Origin of the sequence: Amycolatopsis sp. NBC_00438 (assembly GCF_036026695.1) — a bacterium.
Taxonomy (GTDB): Bacteria; Actinomycetota; Actinomycetes; order Mycobacteriales; family Pseudonocardiaceae; genus Amycolatopsis.
Window position 1 is genome coordinate 4,250,709 of record NZ_CP107923.1, and the last position, 14,509, is coordinate 4,265,217.

The following is a 14,509-nucleotide window of genomic DNA, read 5'->3' on the forward strand; positions in this document are numbered from 1 at the left end:
CCCTACTCGACGCGGAAGCCGTCGACCAGGAAATAGGTTCCGCTCTTCTTGGAAACGGTCAGCGTGTGCCGCCCGGCGGCGAGCCCGGTCACCGAATAAACGGGAAACCGGGTTTGCCGCTGGGCGGTGTTCGCGCTGACGGTTCCCTTGTCGGCGCCGTCGAGCGTGACGCCGATACCCCCTTCGTCGGAATTCGTCTCGGTGAGCAGGCCGATCCCGGTCCCGGTGAAGGTGATCGACGCGGAAGCACCGTCCTGCTGGGTGTAGTGGACGCCGTTCTCGAGGTCGCCGTAGGGGCGCGAGCCGCTCGAGGACCAGCTCCCGGTGTAGGCGATCCGCAGGTCGTCGTCGTCGAGCACCGGGGCGGGCGGGAGGTGCGGCCCGGCGGCGTCGATGATCGCCCGGGCCGCGGGCGGCCAGCGGCCGTCGGTGACCACAGTGGACGGCGTGAGGTCGATGTCCGTGCCGCTGTTGTTGTAGCGGTCGGTGTCGGTGAAGTTACCGTGGATGGTGTCGTCGTGGATGGTCGGCGTCCACAGGTTCAGCCACAGCGAGCCGTTGCCGAACTCCACCACGTTGTCGTGGGTGTCCCAGAGCGAGCTGCCCTCGTCGTGGTAGATCATGTTGCAGCCGTTGACGCATTCGCCGAGCACGTTGCCGGCGAATTCCGACGGCGACGCCTGCCCGCCGAGCGTGTAGACCGGGCCGCCGTCGAAGAGCACGCCCATCACGCTGTGCACGTGGTTGCCGAGCACGTGGTTGCCACCGGCGTAGGTCGTGCCGTGCAGGCACGGGTCGGCCAGGCCCTGCTTGGCCTGCAGCGCGCAGCTCAACGCCCAGCCCCAGCCCCACCCGATCGACACACCCGAGTACGGCGTGTAGCCGATGTCGTTGTGGGACAACGTGGTCCCGCGGCTGTGGCCGACCCAGACGCCGACCGCGTCCTGGTACTCCTGCCCCGGCCGCTGCACGACGTTGCCGGAGACGCTGTTGCCGCTGGTCATCAGCGCGGGCTGGGTCTGGTAGTAGTCGTCGACCTCGCCGACGGTGACCCCACTGCCGCCGATATCGGTGATCGAGCTGCCGGACGCCGTCGAGTCCTGGGTCTGGTCGGCGAGGTCGATCCCGCTGGTCCCGGTGTGCCGCACGGTCACGCCGGTGAACCCGATCCGCGCCCCGCGGTGCACCTGGACGGCGGCCGGAATGCGGGTGGGGGTGCGGGTGGCCGGGTCCCAGAGGATCCCGGCCTGGTTGTCGACGTAGCCCGCGGTGCTCGGGGCGGTCCAGGTCGTGTACGCGAACGTGATGCCCTCGAAGGCGATGTCATGCACCGGCGCGACGACGTCGGGGATGACGGTGAAGCCGTCGACCAGCAGGTAGTCGCCGCCGGCCTTGACCACGCGGACCGTGTGCTTGCCCTTGGCCAGTCCGGTGACCGAGACGACGGCCTGCTGCGCGAGCCGCTCGGCGCTCTTGGCCGACACCGTCTGCTTCTTGACGCCGTCGACGTAGACGTCCATGTCGCCTTCGTCGGTGTTCGTCTCGGTCAGGACCTGAAGACCGGTGCCGGTGAAGGTGTAGCCGAAGGCGTCGCCGTTGTTCCGGGTGTAGTGCACGTCGGCGCCGAGATCACCCAGGTGCCGGCCGTCGGAGTAGCTCCAGCCGCCGGTGTAGGTCGCACGCCAGTCGGTGTCGTCGAGCGGCGCGAGGTGCCCGGGGGTGCCGGAGACGTCGAGCAGTTCCGGCGCGACGGGCAGCTCTACGTCGGCCTTGGCGAGGTCCTCGCCGGGCCGCGGCACGTAGTAGAGGTAACCGGCGTCGCCGTCGAGGTAGAACTGGCCGGGCGTGCCGAGCAGCTGGTACGCGTTTTCGAGCCGGGTCACGCGATCGAGGCTCGGCAGGCCGGCACCGTTGAACGGGAAGCTCGGGTCGGGCACCGAGGTGTGGTTGTTGTTCCAGCACCCGGGGTCGACGGTCAGCGCCGAGCCGCCTGAGGCGCCGGGCGTGATCGAGGCCAGCGGGCAGCGCAGCTGCTTCCAGCCGTTGTCGGCGACGACCTCGACCCGGGCGGCGTTCGTCCAGGACGTGTAGGACGCGTCGGCGGTGGTGAACCCCGTGGCGGACACGGAGAACCCGCCCGGGTCCTGGGCCGTGCGGGCTCGTTGCGCGCGGACGCCGTCGACGAACAGCTCCCGGCTCGCGGTCCCCTTCGGCACCGGCGCGCGGTAGACGTTCTTGGCCGTGTCCGTCTTCCGGAAACCTCCGACCTTCAGCGCGCCGCTGAAAGTCGGGGTCTGGCCGGGGGCGGCGCGGTAGACGACGCGGTGGCCCGGCGTGCCGGAGTCCGGCACGCCCAGCCGCAACGGCGTGGTCAGCGAGTAGGTGCCGCCGCGCAGCTCGACCACGACGTCGCCTCGGGCGTGCGGGACGAGACCGCGGACCCGGTCACGAGCGGTGGTGAGCGCGCACGGGGAGGCGGAATCGCAGGCCGAGCCGTGCCCGTCGGGGGCGGCGTAGAGGACGTCCGGGGGTCTTCCGGGAGTGGCGCCGACAGCCGCGACAACGGCTGCGGCGGTGACCAGGTGCGCGACGGCAGTGGCGATTCGCATCGGGGGGTGCTCCGGCAGGGTCAGAGGACAGACATCTGATGAATATAGCCGGGCTGGATGCTTCGCGGGATACCTCGAGCTGACCAGTTCGAGCAGGTGAACCGGCCACAAACGGCGAAAAGTGCCCTCGATGAGACAAGGCAGGACACGTTACGCCGTCAGTCTTGACAGCGCAGAGTTCCTACCTTTGGGGTGGTCCGCCGGACGTTCGACGTCAGGACGCGACGGGGATTTCGGCCCACACCGTCCGGCCGCCGTCACCGCGGTGGAAGTGGCCTCGGCGCCGGGAGCACGCGGCGACCAGGGTCAGCCCGGTGCCGATCGGTGTCGACAGCGGAACGGCCGGGTCGAACCAGGCGGCACCACCCGCGTCCTCGACGCCGATCCAGACCGTCGAGTCGGACCGCAGCAACCGGACCCGCGCCGGCCCGGTGGCGTGCCGGACGGCGTTGGTGGCCAATTCGTTCATGATCAGCACGATGTCGGTGATCGTGTCGGCCGGCAGATCGCCCGCCGCGACCAGCCGCTCGCGGGCCCACGACCGGACGAGTCTGATTTCCTTCGGGTCCACATCGAAGTCGAAGCTCTCGCGCATCACGTTCTCAACTCCCCCAGAGTGACCGGAACACGCTCTGATTCCCCGGCGTGGGACCGGTTACACGTGGCCCCGCCAACACCGCACGAATGGACGCGTCAGCTCAGGAATGTCGTTCGACGATTTCGCGCATATCCGCCGGGAAAACGGGTAGCCGACCGGCATCGTCGAAGACCAGGCAGGTGAACCGTGAACACCGACTTCTCGGACGAAACCACTCTCCTTCCCTATCTGCGCGCCGTCGCCACCGAACTCGGGTTGCTGATCGAGGACGCCGAAGCCGAGCTCGCCGAGCCGGTGTACGGCCAGATCCGGTTCGCCGGCCGCCCCGCCGACGGGCCCGCGAAGCACGAACTCCTGACCTGGGACCGCCGCCACGGCTGGCAGCTGACCGCGGCCGACGGCAGATCCGGCTCGATGCACGTGGTGGCCACGCTCTCCGGTGATCTCCGGCCGGCCCCGCGGGCGGTCGCGGACTTCACCCTCGAAACCCTGGACGCTCGCGGTGAGCGCCTCATCCGCCGGCAGAGCGACGGCGACCGGCTCAGCGTCCTGCTGGACCGCTACGCCGAACCGCCGTCGAAACGCCGCCCGCGCCGGACGACGGACGTACCGACGCGGTGGACCGGCTCACGTCCGCGGGCGCAGAACACCGCCCGGACGCGTTCCTGACCTTCGCACCCCGGGACACCAGCCAGGTCGCGGCGAGCGCCAGCGCCAGCCCGGTCACCGTCCACCCGCCGAACGGCTCGCCGAACATCAGCGTGCCCCAGATCGTGGTGGCCGCCGGCACCAGGAACATCAGCGTATTCACGCTCGTCACCCCGACGCGGTCCAGCAGCAGCCAATACAGCCCGTATCCGCCGAGCGTGGAGAAAACGATCAGCCACGCCATCGCGATCCAGAACCGGGCCGACGCCGGCGGCTGCACGGCGCCGGTCGCCACCGCCAAAGCCGTGAAGACCACGGCCGAGGTGACGCAGTGGATCGCCACCGCGCGCAGCGGCGACGGGCGCTCCCGGGTGCGCCGGTCGAGGAAGGTCGCCGCGACCAGGCAGCACATCCCGGCGAACGGCACGAGGTAGGCCCACAGCGGGGTCCCGTGCCCCGACGTCGCGTCCGACCAGGTCACCAGGGCCACCCCGGCCACGCCGACGCCCAGGCCGAGCCACTGCCGCCCGGTGACCACGACACCCAGCAGCGGCCCGGCGAGGGCGGCGACGACGAGCGGCTGGATACCGTCGATCAAGGCCGTCGTGCCGGTGTTGACGCCCAGGCCGATGGCCCGGTACACGGTCAGCAGGTACCCGGACTGCGACAGCGCCCCGACCAGGATCTGCCGCCCCAGCCCCGCTTTCCCGCCGACGCCCGAGCGGACGAGAAACGGCACGAGCAGCAGCGCCAGGGGCACGAACCGCCACATCAGGACGGTCGCGACCGGCGCGTCCGCGGACCCGAGCTTCGCGCCGATGAAGCCCGACGACCAGCACGCGACGAACAGCGCGCCGAGCCCGATCGCCGCGCCGGGTATACCGATCTGTTTACTCATTCGCCCGAGACTACACCGATCGGTATACTCGTGGCATGGACGAGGTGATCGAGTGGACGCCCAAGGCGCGCGCGGTGCTGGCGGCGGCGGAAGAGCTGTTCTACGCGCACGGCATCCACGCGGTCGGCGTCGACCTGATCGCCGAGCGCGCCGGTGTCACGAAGAAGACGCTCTACGACCGGTTCGGCTCGAAGGAGCGGCTGGTCGTCGAGTACCTCCGCGAGCGGGACGGGCGGTGGCGCGCGTTCCTCGCCCCGCTGCTGGACGCGGCGGGTGCCGACCCGGCGTCCCGGCTCCGCGCCGTTTTCGACGCCTCCGCCCGGTGGGCCGCCCGGTACAGCGGGAAGGGTTGCAGCATGATCAACGCCCACGCCGAGATCAACGACCCGGCGCACCCCGCCTACCGGGTGATCGTCGACCAGAAGGCGTGGATGCTCGACCTGTTCACGACCATCGCGACCGCGGCCGGGGCCGCCGACCCGCGGTCGGCGGCGCGCACCGTCATGTTGCTGCACGAAGGCGCGCTCGTCACCGACGGGATGCACGTCTTCGAGAACTCCTACGCCCACGCGCGGGACGTCGCGGCGCGGGTGCTCGAGTCCGCTTGAGCCCGGCTCACCTACCCGAACGAGCGGTTTGCCTTGCTCGCGGGGCGGGGTAGCCGGTCTTCGGAGCCGAGGAGGCGCGTGATGCCCAGCGAAGTCGTGGTCGTCGGCCAGGTCGCCCGAGACCTGGTGGTCGAAGTCCCGGACGCGCCCGACGCGGGGTCGTCGGCCGAAGTGCAGCACCGCCAGGAGCGGCTCGGCGGGAAGGGCGCCAACCAGGCCGTGGCGCTGAGCCAGCTGGGCACGTCGGTGTCGCTCGTCGGCGTGGTCGGCGAGGACCTCGTCGGCGACGCCCTGCGAGCGCGGGCGCGGGCCGACCGCATCGGCACCACGCACGTGGTCCGCCGGCGCGGCGCCGAGACGGCGCTGATCGTCGACGTCGTCGACGATCACGGCCGCCGCCGCTACCTCGAGCACATCCCGGCCGCCACCCTGGTGACCGAGTCCGACGTCCTCACCGCCGCCGCGCCGATCTCGGCTGCCTGCTCCCTGATCGTCCAGCTGCAGCAGCCCGCGCCGGCGGCGTTGCTGGCGGCACGGCTGGCGCACACCGCGGGCACCCGCGTCGTGCTCGACGGCGCACCGGCGGACCCGGACCTCACGGACGAACTGCTCGCACTGGCCGACGTCGTGCGCGCCGACGCCCACGAGACCGAAAAGCTCACCGGCCGGCCGGTGGAGGACATCGAAACGGCCGTCCGAGCCGCGGCCGAGCTGCGGCGGCGCGGGCCGGCGCTGGTCGTGCTCGAAGTGTCCGGGCAGGGCAACCTGTTCGCCGGGCCGGACGGCACCTGGTTCGTCCCGCACGTCGAGACCGAAGTCGTCGACACCACCGGCGCCGGGGACGCGCTGATCGCGACCCTCACAGCGGCGCTGACCCGCCGGCGCCCACTGGAGACGGCGGCCTGCCTGGCGGTCGCAGCGGCCGCGGCGACCACCGAGCACGCGGGCGGCCGGCCCTGCCTGAGCCGCCCGGCCCTCGACCGCCTGCGGCCGGAGCGGGCCGAAGAAGTACACGCCTGACCGGTTGATCGCCGGTTCGGGCCGCCGGGCTCGGGTCGCCGGGCCGTCAGTTCACCTGCCGCTCGAGCGAGCCACGACGAGCGCCGCGCAGCGTGCCCTCGGCAGGCCGCGCTCCTGAGCCAGCGCGGCCGAAGCCGCTTGGGCGGCGGTGCGGCTCATGCCGGGGCTGGTCAGGGCCGCCTGGGCGCGGTGCGGCTCAAGCCTGGGCAGGTCGAGCCACCTCAGCGGCGTGCGGCTCAGCCTGAGGCCGGTCAAGCCACCCCGACGGCAGCGCAACTCAAGTCCGGGCCGGACAAACCACCTGGACGACAGAGCGGTCAAGCCTGAGGCCAGTCAAGCCGCCTGGGCGCGGTGCGGCTCAAGCCTGGCAGGTCGAGCCACCTCAGCGGCATGCAGCTCAAGCCTGGACAGGTCGAACCACCTCAGCGGCATGCAGCTCAAGCCTGGACAGGTCGAACCACCTCAGCGGCATGCAGCTCAAGCCTGGACAGGTCGAACCACCTCAGCGGCATGCAGCTCAGCCCGGGGCGGGACAAACCATCTCAGCGGCAGTGCGACTCAAGCCCAGGGCGGCGCGAACATGCCGCGGATCGTCCGCAACTCCGAGCGCACCGGCGACTTCTTCCGGCGCGACGCCGCGGCCATCGGATTCGCCGGCACTTGCAGCACGAGCCGGCGGCAAGGCCGCCGTGCTGCTGCGCGGGACCACCCGCGCGCTCGTCGGCCGGATGGCCGACGGGCCCGGCGCCGTCGGAGTGTCCACTTCGGACCGTCGCGCCGGTCAGGTCACCGGGTCGACGCGGGTCCGCAGCAGGCAGAACTCGTTGCCCTCCGGGTCCTGGAGGACGTGCCAGCTCTCGTCGCCGGTCTGCCCGACGTCGGCCCGTTTCGCGCCCAGTTCCAGCAGCCGCGCGAGTTCGGCGTCCTGGTCCCGGTCGGTGGGGCTGACATCCAGGTGCAGTGGCAGTTTCGCGGCCTTCCCCTGGCCGCCGGTGCCGAGGACGAGGGTCGGCTGCGGGCCGCCGAAGCCGGTGCCGGGCGGGCCGATCTCGATGCCGTCGGGCTCGCGGCGGTACTCGACGTAACCCAGTACGCCGGACCAGAACCTCGCCAGTGTCTCGGGGTCCCGGGCGTCGATGACGATCTCGCTGATGCGGCAGGCCATCACGTCACCCTGTCAGACGCATCCCCCCTTCCTCAATGGAACTCCGGCAGCACGTGCTCCTGCCAGCCGCGGAAGAAGCCGTCGTGGTCGGAGCCGACCTGCTGGACGTAGATCTCGTCCACGCCGGCGTCGACGTACTGGCGCACCCGCTCGGCGTGCGCCTTCGGGTCGTCGCCGCACACGATCGCCTTCCCGACGTCCTCGCGCGGGACGAACGTCGTCGCGGCCTCGAAGTCCTCCGGGCGCGGCAGGATCTGGGCCAGCTGACCGGGCAGGGCGTCGTTGGCCCACAACCGGTGTGCCTGGTCGAGCGCCGCTTCGGCGTCGGCGTCCCAGCTGACCTTCATCCCGGCCTGCACCGGCTTGCCGCCGCCACCGGACTCGCGGAAGGCCCGGACGAGATCGGCGTCGGGCACCACCGTGCAGTAGCCGTCGCCGATGCGCCCGGCCAGCTCGGTGGCCTGCGGTCCGAACCCGGAGACGTAGATCGGCACCGGCTCGGCCGGCACGGTGTAGATCCGCGCGTCCTGCACCTCGTAGTGGTCTCCGTGGTGGCTGACGGCTTCGCCGCGCGCGCCCGCCGAGTGCAGCAGGCGGATGACCTCGACGGCCTCCTCCAGCATCGCCAGCCGTTGCCCGGCCGACGGCCAGGCGTCCCCGAGGATGTGCTCGTTCAGCGCCTCCCCCGAGCCGACGCCCAGCACGAACCGGCCGTCCAGCTGGACGGCGGCGGTGGCCGCGGCCTGCGCGATCACGGCCGGGTGCAGCCGGACGGTCGGGCACGTCACCGCCGTGGTGATCGGCAGCGAGACGGCCTCGGACAGGGCGCCGATCACCGACCAGACGAACGGGCTCTGGCCCTGCGCGTCGTTCCAGGGGTGGAAGTGGTCCGAGATCCAGAGCCGTTCGAAGCCCGCGCGCTCGGCCGCCCGGGCCTGGGCCACCAGCTCGCGCGGACCGTACTGCTCGCAGGACAGGAAATAGCCGATCGACGTCATGGCGGCCGGTTACCCCGGCCGGCCGCCCGGCACACCGGCCGTCGCCCACTCCGGTGAATCGGGTCGCCGCCACTCGGCCGGACGGTGATGCTTCTGCCGAGTGGATCGCCGGGAAGCGGGTACTCCCGCCCCACATCGACCGAGAGGAACGCGTCATGGGACTTATCGTCGGCCTGCTGGTGGTCTGGGCCGTGCTGGTGGTGCTCGGGATCGTCATCAAGGGCCTGTTCTGGCTGATCATCGTCGGCGCGATCCTGTTCGTCGCGACCGGGGTGATCGGTTTCGTGCGGCGCAAGGCCGTGCGCTGAATTCACCCTCCGGCAGCTCGGCCGGGCAGCTCCAGGAGTGCCAACGGCACGTGGTGCTGCCCGGCGTGGATGTCACGGTCGCGCAGGCTGCCCTGGGGAATCGGGCGGGGGAAGGAGATCTTGACGACGTTGAGCGCGGGGATGCGGAAGATCTGCACGCCGCCCGCCGGGACGCCGTACAGCTCCGCGATCACGTTCTCGTTCAGGAACCCCTCGTCGGCGGCGGTGTGGTAACCCGCTGCGTCGCGCAGGAACAGTTCCATGGTGACCCAGAACGGGCCCGCGTTTTTCGAACGCACTTCGATCGCCAGGTCTTGCAAGGTGTCAGGCATGAACGCGGGCCTTCCGGAACTCGGTGCGGAACATCGTGGTCGGGGTTTCGGAATCGACGACGTGGTTCAGGGCGAACTCGTACACCGGCCCCCGCTCGGTCTCGGCCGGCGAGGTCGGGAACGCGAGGCTCGGCAGGTACGGCATGTCCGCCGCCGGCAGGTGCAGCATCAGCGGGTTGGCGATCTTGGCGACGGCGGTCGCGGTGGTCTGGTCGGCGGCGCGCACCAGCAGCATGACGCCGACCTCGCGAGCCGGCGTCGTCGCGGGATCCAGGTCTTCGAGGATCGCGTTGTGGCCGTAGAGCCGGATGTCGAACTCGTAGTCCCCCTCCCCCAGCGCGAGCGTCTGGTGCACGCGATCGACGAGCACCTTCTTCAGCAGCGCGGCCCACTCCTCGATGCCGGCCAGGATGTGCGGGTCGCGAATCGCGGTGAACGACATCGTTTCGTAGCCGGTGAGCCGGGCGCCTTCGAGCTTGATCGTGTGCTGTGCGGCGGGTTCGAACACCGACCCCTCCACGCGCACGATCCGGTCGTCGACTTCGCGGTAGGTGGCGCGCGAGACGTCGAGGGTGCCGGCGGGCTCCCGCATCCGGAACGGGTTCGCGGTCTCGTAGAGCATGTGCGCCGCTACGGACGTCGGCGTGCACGACGCCGCGGGGTCGAGCGGTTCGATCGTGAAGCCGCCCTGGTCGATCCGCGCGAACACCCCACCGGAACGGGGGTTCGTCGTGCACTGGCCGCCGCACTCGACGATCTTGGCCGCGTGCCAGACCGGGCCGGGCGGCATTCCTTTCATCAGCGCGAAAGCGGCCGCGACGGCGGTGTCGGTGGCCCGCCCGGCCAGCACGACGTCCGCCCCCGCGCGCAGCGCCTCCTCGATGGGCTCGTGCCCCATCATCCCGACTACACGCACGCAGCTGTCGAGGGTCGTGCTGTCGAGCGGCCCGAGCGGGGGCAGCGGGTGGATCGCCTGCTCGGCGAGCCGGCGCCGGAGGTAAGCGGGGTCCTGTTCGCTGTAGATGGTGGCGACGGTCAGCTCGAGCCGCTCTTCGGCGAGGATGTCCGCGGTGATGCCCGCGAGCCAGTCGACGCCGCTGTCCGCCCCGCTGGTGCCGCAGGACCCGACGACGAGCGGGATCCGGGCCTTCGCCGCGGCGCGCAGGAGCAGGCGCATGTCGCGGGCGACCGCCGCGGTGGAGGTCTTCGGGGTGCCGGACCCGAGGTAGTAGGGGCCGGAGTCGGTCGAGCCGCCGTCGACGGCGATGACGTCGGCGCCGAGCGCGAGGCCGCGTTCGACCGTTTCCGGGGCGAACCCCGCGCCGATCATGCCCGTGGGCACGAGGACGCCCACTGCCGTGTCGTTCACTGATCTCTCCTAGGTGCTACGGGGGTTCGGGGTTCGCCGCGCAGGGACGCGAGCAGTTCGTGCGCCGCGGCGACCGCGGTGGCCCGCCGGGCTTCGGCGGTCTGGCCGGCGAGGTGCGAGTACACGGTGATGCCGCGGACTCCGCGCAGCGGACTGTCCGGCGGCAGCGGCTCGGCCTCGGTGACGTCGAGGGCCGCACCCGCCAGCTTTGCCGCCGTGACCGCCTCGGCCAGGGCCTTCTCGTCGACGAGGGCGCCGCGCGCGGTGTTGACGAGGATCGCCGTGGGCTTCAGCAGGGCGAGCGCGGCGGCGTCGACGAGGTGGCGGGTCCGCGGGGTCAGCGCGGTGTGCAGCGACACGAAGTCCGCTTCGCGCAACAACTTCGGCAGCTCGACGAACTCGACGTCCGGCGCACCGCCGTCCGGGTGCCCGGTGGCGCAGAGGATCCGCATCCCGAACGCCCGCGCGAGCGGGACGACGGCCCGGGCGGCCGGCCCGTGCCCGACGAGCCCGAGGGTGGCTCCCCGCAACTCGCGGCCACCTTGCCTGGGCCAGCTACCGGCACGCACCCCGCCCGCCGATTCGGCCAGCCCCCGGGCGGCGGCCAGCAGCAGCCCCATCGTGTACTCGGCGACGGCGTTGCTGTTGACCCCCGGCAGGTTGCTCACCCGGATACCGAGGCGGCCGGCGGCATCGAGGTCGACCGAGTCGTACCCGACGCCCGAGCGCACGATCACCCGCAGCAGCGGCGCCCGCCCGAGCACGTCGGCGGTCAACGGGTCGTGGGCGACGATGGCACCGGTCGCGTCCCCGAGGGCCGCGGCGAGTTCGTCGCCGCGCGCTCCGGTGCGGTAGCGGACTTCGTGGCCGGCGGCGGTGAGGATCGCCGCGGCCTCGTCGCCGGGGTGGGAGTAGTCGGTGGTGACCAGGATCGTGCTCACAGCGCGACCTCCGTCTCGCTCGCCGACCGGCGCCGCAGCACCTCGATGCGCACGACGGCACCGAGCGCGAACACCGCCAGCAGGGCGGCGTCGATCGGCATGAGGTTCCAGCCGGTCACGTCGACCATGCCGCCCACCACCGCGGGGCCCAGGAAACCTCCGGTCGCCCAGCCCACCGTGTACAGCGCGGTGTACGTGCCGAGGACCCGGCCGGACGGCGCCAGGTTCCACAGCACCACCGCGCCGTTGATCACGAAGCCGGCGGCGCCGATCGCGGCCACGCACAGCGCGACGATCGTCGCGGCGGCGGTGTGCAGGAGCGTGCCGACCGTCAGGGACACCACAAAAACCGTCGAGCCCAGGGCCATCACCCGGAGCCGGCCGATCCGCTCGGACAGCAGCGCCAGCGGGTACGCCGCGAGCAGGAACGCGACGCCGCTGGGCAACGTGAGCCCGCCGGCGCCGCCGCGGGTCAAACCGAGGGCCTCGATGCCGTAGTTCGTGATCAGCGAGCGGGACGCCGCCCAAGCGGCGCCGAACAGGAGGATCGCCAGGATCACCAGCAGCCGGGTGCGGTCGGCGTCACCGGCGATGTCCCGCAGGATGTCGCGCATGCGCGGTTTGGGCGTGTCCTCCCGCGCCGGCTCCCGGTCCTCCGCCACCGCCTCCTGGTAGGCGCGGGAACTGCTGTCGCGGACCCGCCACACCAGCACCGCGGCCGAGACGAGCATCAGGACCGAGGGCACCGAGAAGGCCAGCTTCGGGTGCGAGTCGACCATGAGCGTGCTGATCAGCGCCGAAACGATGATGGTCAGGCTGGACGCGATCTTCACCGCCGCGTTCGCCCGGCTGCGGCGCTCCGGGCGGATGAAGTCGGGCAGCAGCGCCTCCCCCAGCGGCTTGAAGCTGTTCGCCACCAGGGCGTAGGTGAACATGAGCGCGACGAGCGCCGGCAGCGACGACGCGAGCGGGATCGTGGCGAACAGGACGGCCGCGACCGGCATCCCGGCGGCCAGGTACGGGATCCGCCGGCCCCAGCGGGTGCGGGTGTTGTCCGACCGGTTGCCGATCCAGGGCTGGATGAACAGGCCCAGCACGTTGTCCATGCCCATCAGCAGCCCGATGACGGCGGCGCTGCCGACGTGCTCGCGCAGCAGCGGAGGCACCTGCGCGTCGTAGAAGTTCCACGTCGATTCCTGGGCGAAGACGGCCAGCGCGACGTAGAACGTGATGCGCCGGCCGGTCTTCCGCCCCCTCGGGGTGTCCACTGTGGTCATTCCAAGTCCTCCGGGTGCCGGGCCGCCTCGTCGCGTCGGCGTTGCCGCCACCGTAGGGATGCTATAGCAAAACTGTCAACAGTGGCATAGCGGGTCGCTATGGCCCGGCTAAGATGAGACTCATGAGCCAGCAGTCACCCCCCGCACCGGCGGTGGAGACACTCGCCGACCGCACCTACCGGGCGGTGCAGGACGCGATCGCCGGAGGCGACCTGCGCCCGGGCGAGAAGGTCACCGAACGGGGCCTGGCCCAGCGCTTTTCGGTCAGTCCCACACCCGTGCGCGAGGCGATTCGCCGGCTGGAGCAGGACGGCCTCATCGAGCGCGCCGGGCCGCGGACGGTGGTCGTCGCGAAGATCGGGGACGCCGCGATCCGGGAACTGGCCGAAGTCGAGGTCGCCCTGCGCGGGCTGGTCGCGCGCTTCGCGGCCCGGCACGCGACGAAGGGGCAGCTCACCCGGCTCGACGCGCTTCTCGACACCGCCGACGACCTGGTGATCGTCATGCGCCGGCGGCACGCCGACGGGCAGTTCGTCGGGAACTACGTCGGCACCCTGCTCGACGTCTTCCAGGGGTTCAACGACGCGGTGAGCGAGTGCGCCGGCAACCCGGTGCTCGTGCGGCTGCTGGAACAGAGCCGGGTGTTCTCCCGCGACGAGCGGCGCGACCGCCTGATCGAGCACGTCCTGGCCGACGACTCGTTCGGGCTCGACCGCTACGCCAGCCACCGCGCGCTGGTCCGCGCCCTGCGCGCCGGCGACGCGGCCCTGGCGGAAGAGATCGTCATGAAGGACGCCCGCGGCGGCCTCGACGACCTCCTCCGTTCCCCGAAACCGAGGCGGAGCGACAGCTAGTGCCGCGCACCTGAGGGTCGTTGCCAGGAGCTCCTGAAGTCGTTGCGTCGAGGCGCGATGCACCCGATGTGGCGCGCCGGCTCCGATCTCCCCCGTCGGCATCGCCGGGATCGATTTTTCCACGGCAAACTCGGCGGGCGGCCTTGATCAATGCCACCCGCACGGCCGGTCCGGGCCCCGGACGACATCGCCGGGACCACGTTCTTCCTGGCCGCGCCCGGTGCCACCCCCTTCACCGGGCAGATCCCGCACGTCAGCAGCGGTGCCGTCACCACCCGACAATCGCCCGCGCCCGGGACTGTGACATTTTCACGACGTTCGTTCGCGTTTTCCGGAAATTGCCGTAATACCGGTGGGTATGTATGATCCACAGTGGATCCCGCATATCGCGCGTCCGGTCACCACGGACGCACAGTCAACCGGTTGGAGAATACCCATGGCGCAAAAGGTCCTCGTCGAGATGCTGGACGACCTCGACGGCAGCCCCGCCACCCACACGATTCCCTTCGGTCTCGACGGCGTCAGCTACGAGATCGATCTCTCCGAAGACAACGCGACCGCCCTGCGCGGGGAACTCGCGCGGTTCATCGCCGCGAGCCGCAAGACCGGCGGCCGCAAGGTGCGCGTCGCCACCGGCCAGTCGACGGCGACCACCGCGGACCGTGAGCGTTCGCGCGCGATCCGTGCCTGGGCCGGGGAAAACGGTTACGAGGTCTCCGAGCGGGGCCGGCTTTCCTCGGAGATCGTCAGCGCGTACGACGAGGCCCGGCGACAGGCCGCCGAACCGGCTCCGGCACGCAAGCGCACGCCGCGCAAGAAGGTCGCCGCCGTAAAGAAGTAGGGCATGCCAGCCGTTCAGGGGGCGGCGATGGGCCATTTCGCGT

The 14,509-nt window shown here is 71.4% G+C and carries 14 protein-coding genes and 1 pseudogene; 6 read left to right on the forward strand and 9 right to left on the reverse strand.

Annotated features, from left to right (window positions below):
* Nucleotides 1–2: 2 nt before the first annotated feature.
* Both OG494_RS18650 and OG494_RS18655 read right to left on the reverse strand, forming a co-directional pair.
* Complete coding sequence (locus OG494_RS18650; RefSeq protein WP_328457376.1) at nucleotides 3–2,609, reverse strand: hypothetical protein; 2,607 nt, start codon at nucleotides 2,607–2,609, stop codon at nucleotides 3–5.
* A 214-nt stretch (nucleotides 2,610–2,823) separates the two neighbouring features.
* The gene (locus tag OG494_RS18655) at nucleotides 2,824–3,204 is read right to left on the reverse strand and encodes an ATP-binding protein (protein ID WP_328457378.1); all 381 of its coding nucleotides are present in this window, start codon (nucleotides 3,202–3,204) and stop codon (nucleotides 2,824–2,826) included.
* A 189-nt stretch (nucleotides 3,205–3,393) separates the two neighbouring features.
* On the opposite strand from OG494_RS18655, the pseudogene OG494_RS18660 reads away from it, so the two are divergent.
* A pseudogene (locus tag OG494_RS18660) lies at nucleotides 3,394–3,675 on the forward strand (DUF6292 family protein); the annotation flags it as partial.
* A 73-nt stretch (nucleotides 3,676–3,748) separates the two neighbouring features.
* Here the strand turns inward: OG494_RS18660 and OG494_RS18665 are convergent.
* On the reverse strand, nucleotides 3,749–4,753 hold the full coding sequence (locus tag OG494_RS18665; RefSeq protein WP_328457380.1) for a DMT family transporter: 1,005 nt from the start codon (nucleotides 4,751–4,753) through the stop codon (nucleotides 3,749–3,751).
* A gap of 35 nt (nucleotides 4,754–4,788) precedes the next feature.
* Between OG494_RS18665 and OG494_RS18670 the strand changes: the two genes are divergently transcribed.
* Both OG494_RS18670 and OG494_RS18675 read left to right on the forward strand, forming a co-directional pair.
* Nucleotides 4,789–5,361, forward strand: a complete 573-nt coding sequence (locus OG494_RS18670; RefSeq protein ID WP_328457382.1) for a TetR/AcrR family transcriptional regulator — start codon at nucleotides 4,789–4,791, stop codon at nucleotides 5,359–5,361.
* Nucleotides 5,362–5,442: 81 nt separating this feature from the next.
* Nucleotides 5,443–6,381, forward strand: coding sequence for a PfkB family carbohydrate kinase (locus OG494_RS18675; RefSeq protein WP_328457384.1), 939 nt, complete (start codon nucleotides 5,443–5,445; stop codon nucleotides 6,379–6,381).
* A gap of 781 nt (nucleotides 6,382–7,162) precedes the next feature.
* Here OG494_RS18675 and OG494_RS18680 read toward each other — a convergent pair.
* Both OG494_RS18680 and OG494_RS18685 read right to left on the reverse strand, forming a co-directional pair.
* Entirely contained in the window at nucleotides 7,163–7,546 is a 384-nt protein-coding gene (locus OG494_RS18680) for a VOC family protein (RefSeq protein WP_328457386.1), read from the reverse strand.
* A gap of 32 nt (nucleotides 7,547–7,578) precedes the next feature.
* On the reverse strand, nucleotides 7,579–8,544 hold the full coding sequence (locus OG494_RS18685; RefSeq protein ID WP_328457388.1) for a TIGR03557 family F420-dependent LLM class oxidoreductase: 966 nt from the start codon (nucleotides 8,542–8,544) through the stop codon (nucleotides 7,579–7,581).
* Nucleotides 8,545–8,699: 155 nt separating this feature from the next.
* Here OG494_RS18685 and OG494_RS18690 point away from each other — a divergent pair, with 155 nt between their 5' ends.
* On the forward strand, nucleotides 8,700–8,852 hold the full coding sequence (locus OG494_RS18690) for a hypothetical protein (RefSeq protein WP_328457391.1): 153 nt from the start codon (nucleotides 8,700–8,702) through the stop codon (nucleotides 8,850–8,852).
* Between the two features lie 2 nt (nucleotides 8,853–8,854).
* Here OG494_RS18690 and OG494_RS18695 read toward each other — a convergent pair whose 3' ends face one another.
* The 4 genes from OG494_RS18695 to OG494_RS18710 are packed head-to-tail and all read right to left on the reverse strand — an operon-like array spanning nucleotide 8,855 to nucleotide 12,771.
* On the reverse strand, nucleotides 8,855–9,184 hold the full coding sequence (locus OG494_RS18695; RefSeq protein WP_328457393.1) for a DUF4387 domain-containing protein: 330 nt from the start codon (nucleotides 9,182–9,184) through the stop codon (nucleotides 8,855–8,857).
* Complete coding sequence (locus OG494_RS18700) at nucleotides 9,177–10,553, reverse strand: acyclic terpene utilization AtuA family protein (RefSeq protein ID WP_328457395.1); 1,377 nt, start codon at nucleotides 10,551–10,553, stop codon at nucleotides 9,177–9,179. The genes OG494_RS18695 and OG494_RS18700 overlap by 8 nt, the downstream gene beginning before the upstream one ends.
* A complete protein-coding gene (locus OG494_RS18705) occupies nucleotides 10,550–11,494 on the reverse strand; it encodes an NAD(P)-dependent oxidoreductase (RefSeq protein WP_328457397.1) in 945 nt (314 codons plus the stop codon). Before OG494_RS18705 ends, OG494_RS18700 begins: the two co-directional genes overlap by 4 nt.
* Nucleotides 11,491–12,771: an MFS transporter gene (locus tag OG494_RS18710; RefSeq protein WP_328457399.1), complete on the reverse strand. Its 1,281-nt coding sequence runs from the start codon at nucleotides 12,769–12,771 to the stop codon at nucleotides 11,491–11,493. Before OG494_RS18710 ends, OG494_RS18705 begins: the two co-directional genes overlap by 4 nt.
* A 122-nt stretch (nucleotides 12,772–12,893) precedes the next feature.
* On the opposite strand from OG494_RS18710, the gene OG494_RS18715 reads away from it, so the two are divergent.
* Nucleotides 12,894–13,625, forward strand: a complete 732-nt coding sequence (locus tag OG494_RS18715; RefSeq protein WP_328457401.1) for a GntR family transcriptional regulator — start codon at nucleotides 12,894–12,896, stop codon at nucleotides 13,623–13,625.
* A 436-nt stretch (nucleotides 13,626–14,061) separates the two neighbouring features.
* The gene (locus OG494_RS18720) at nucleotides 14,062–14,466 is read left to right on the forward strand and encodes a histone-like nucleoid-structuring protein Lsr2 (protein ID WP_328457403.1); all 405 of its coding nucleotides are present in this window, start codon (nucleotides 14,062–14,064) and stop codon (nucleotides 14,464–14,466) included.
* The last annotated feature ends 43 nt before the right edge of the window (nucleotides 14,467–14,509 follow it).

Bases quoted from the DNA above. Each gene is read 5' to 3' on its own strand.
- OG494_RS18655 (WP_328457378.1), bottom strand. From the start codon at position 3,204: ATGCGCGAGAGCTTCGACTTCGATGTGGACCCGAAGGAAATCAGACTC.
- OG494_RS18650 (WP_328457376.1), bottom strand. From the start codon at position 2,609: ATGCGAATCGCCACTGCCGTCGCGCACCTGGTCACCGCCGCAGCCGTT.
- OG494_RS18715 (WP_328457401.1), top strand. From the start codon at position 12,894: ATGAGCCAGCAGTCACCCCCCGCACCGGCGGTGGAGACACTCGCCGAC.
- OG494_RS18690 (WP_328457391.1), top strand. From the start codon at position 8,700: ATGGGACTTATCGTCGGCCTGCTGGTGGTCTGGGCCGTGCTGGTGGTG.
- OG494_RS18680 (WP_328457386.1), bottom strand. From the start codon at position 7,546: ATGGCCTGCCGCATCAGCGAGATCGTCATCGACGCCCGGGACCCCGAG.
- OG494_RS18670 (WP_328457382.1), top strand. From the start codon at position 4,789: ATGGACGAGGTGATCGAGTGGACGCCCAAGGCGCGCGCGGTGCTGGCG.
- OG494_RS18695 (WP_328457393.1), bottom strand. From the start codon at position 9,184: ATGCCTGACACCTTGCAAGACCTGGCGATCGAAGTGCGTTCGAAAAAC.
- OG494_RS18675 (WP_328457384.1), top strand. From the start codon at position 5,443: ATGCCCAGCGAAGTCGTGGTCGTCGGCCAGGTCGCCCGAGACCTGGTG.
- OG494_RS18665 (WP_328457380.1), bottom strand. From the start codon at position 4,753: ATGAGTAAACAGATCGGTATACCCGGCGCGGCGATCGGGCTCGGCGCG.
- OG494_RS18710 (WP_328457399.1), bottom strand. From the start codon at position 12,771: ATGACCACAGTGGACACCCCGAGGGGGCGGAAGACCGGCCGGCGCATC.
- OG494_RS18720 (WP_328457403.1), top strand. From the start codon at position 14,062: ATGGCGCAAAAGGTCCTCGTCGAGATGCTGGACGACCTCGACGGCAGC.
- OG494_RS18685 (WP_328457388.1), bottom strand. From the start codon at position 8,544: ATGACGTCGATCGGCTATTTCCTGTCCTGCGAGCAGTACGGTCCGCGC.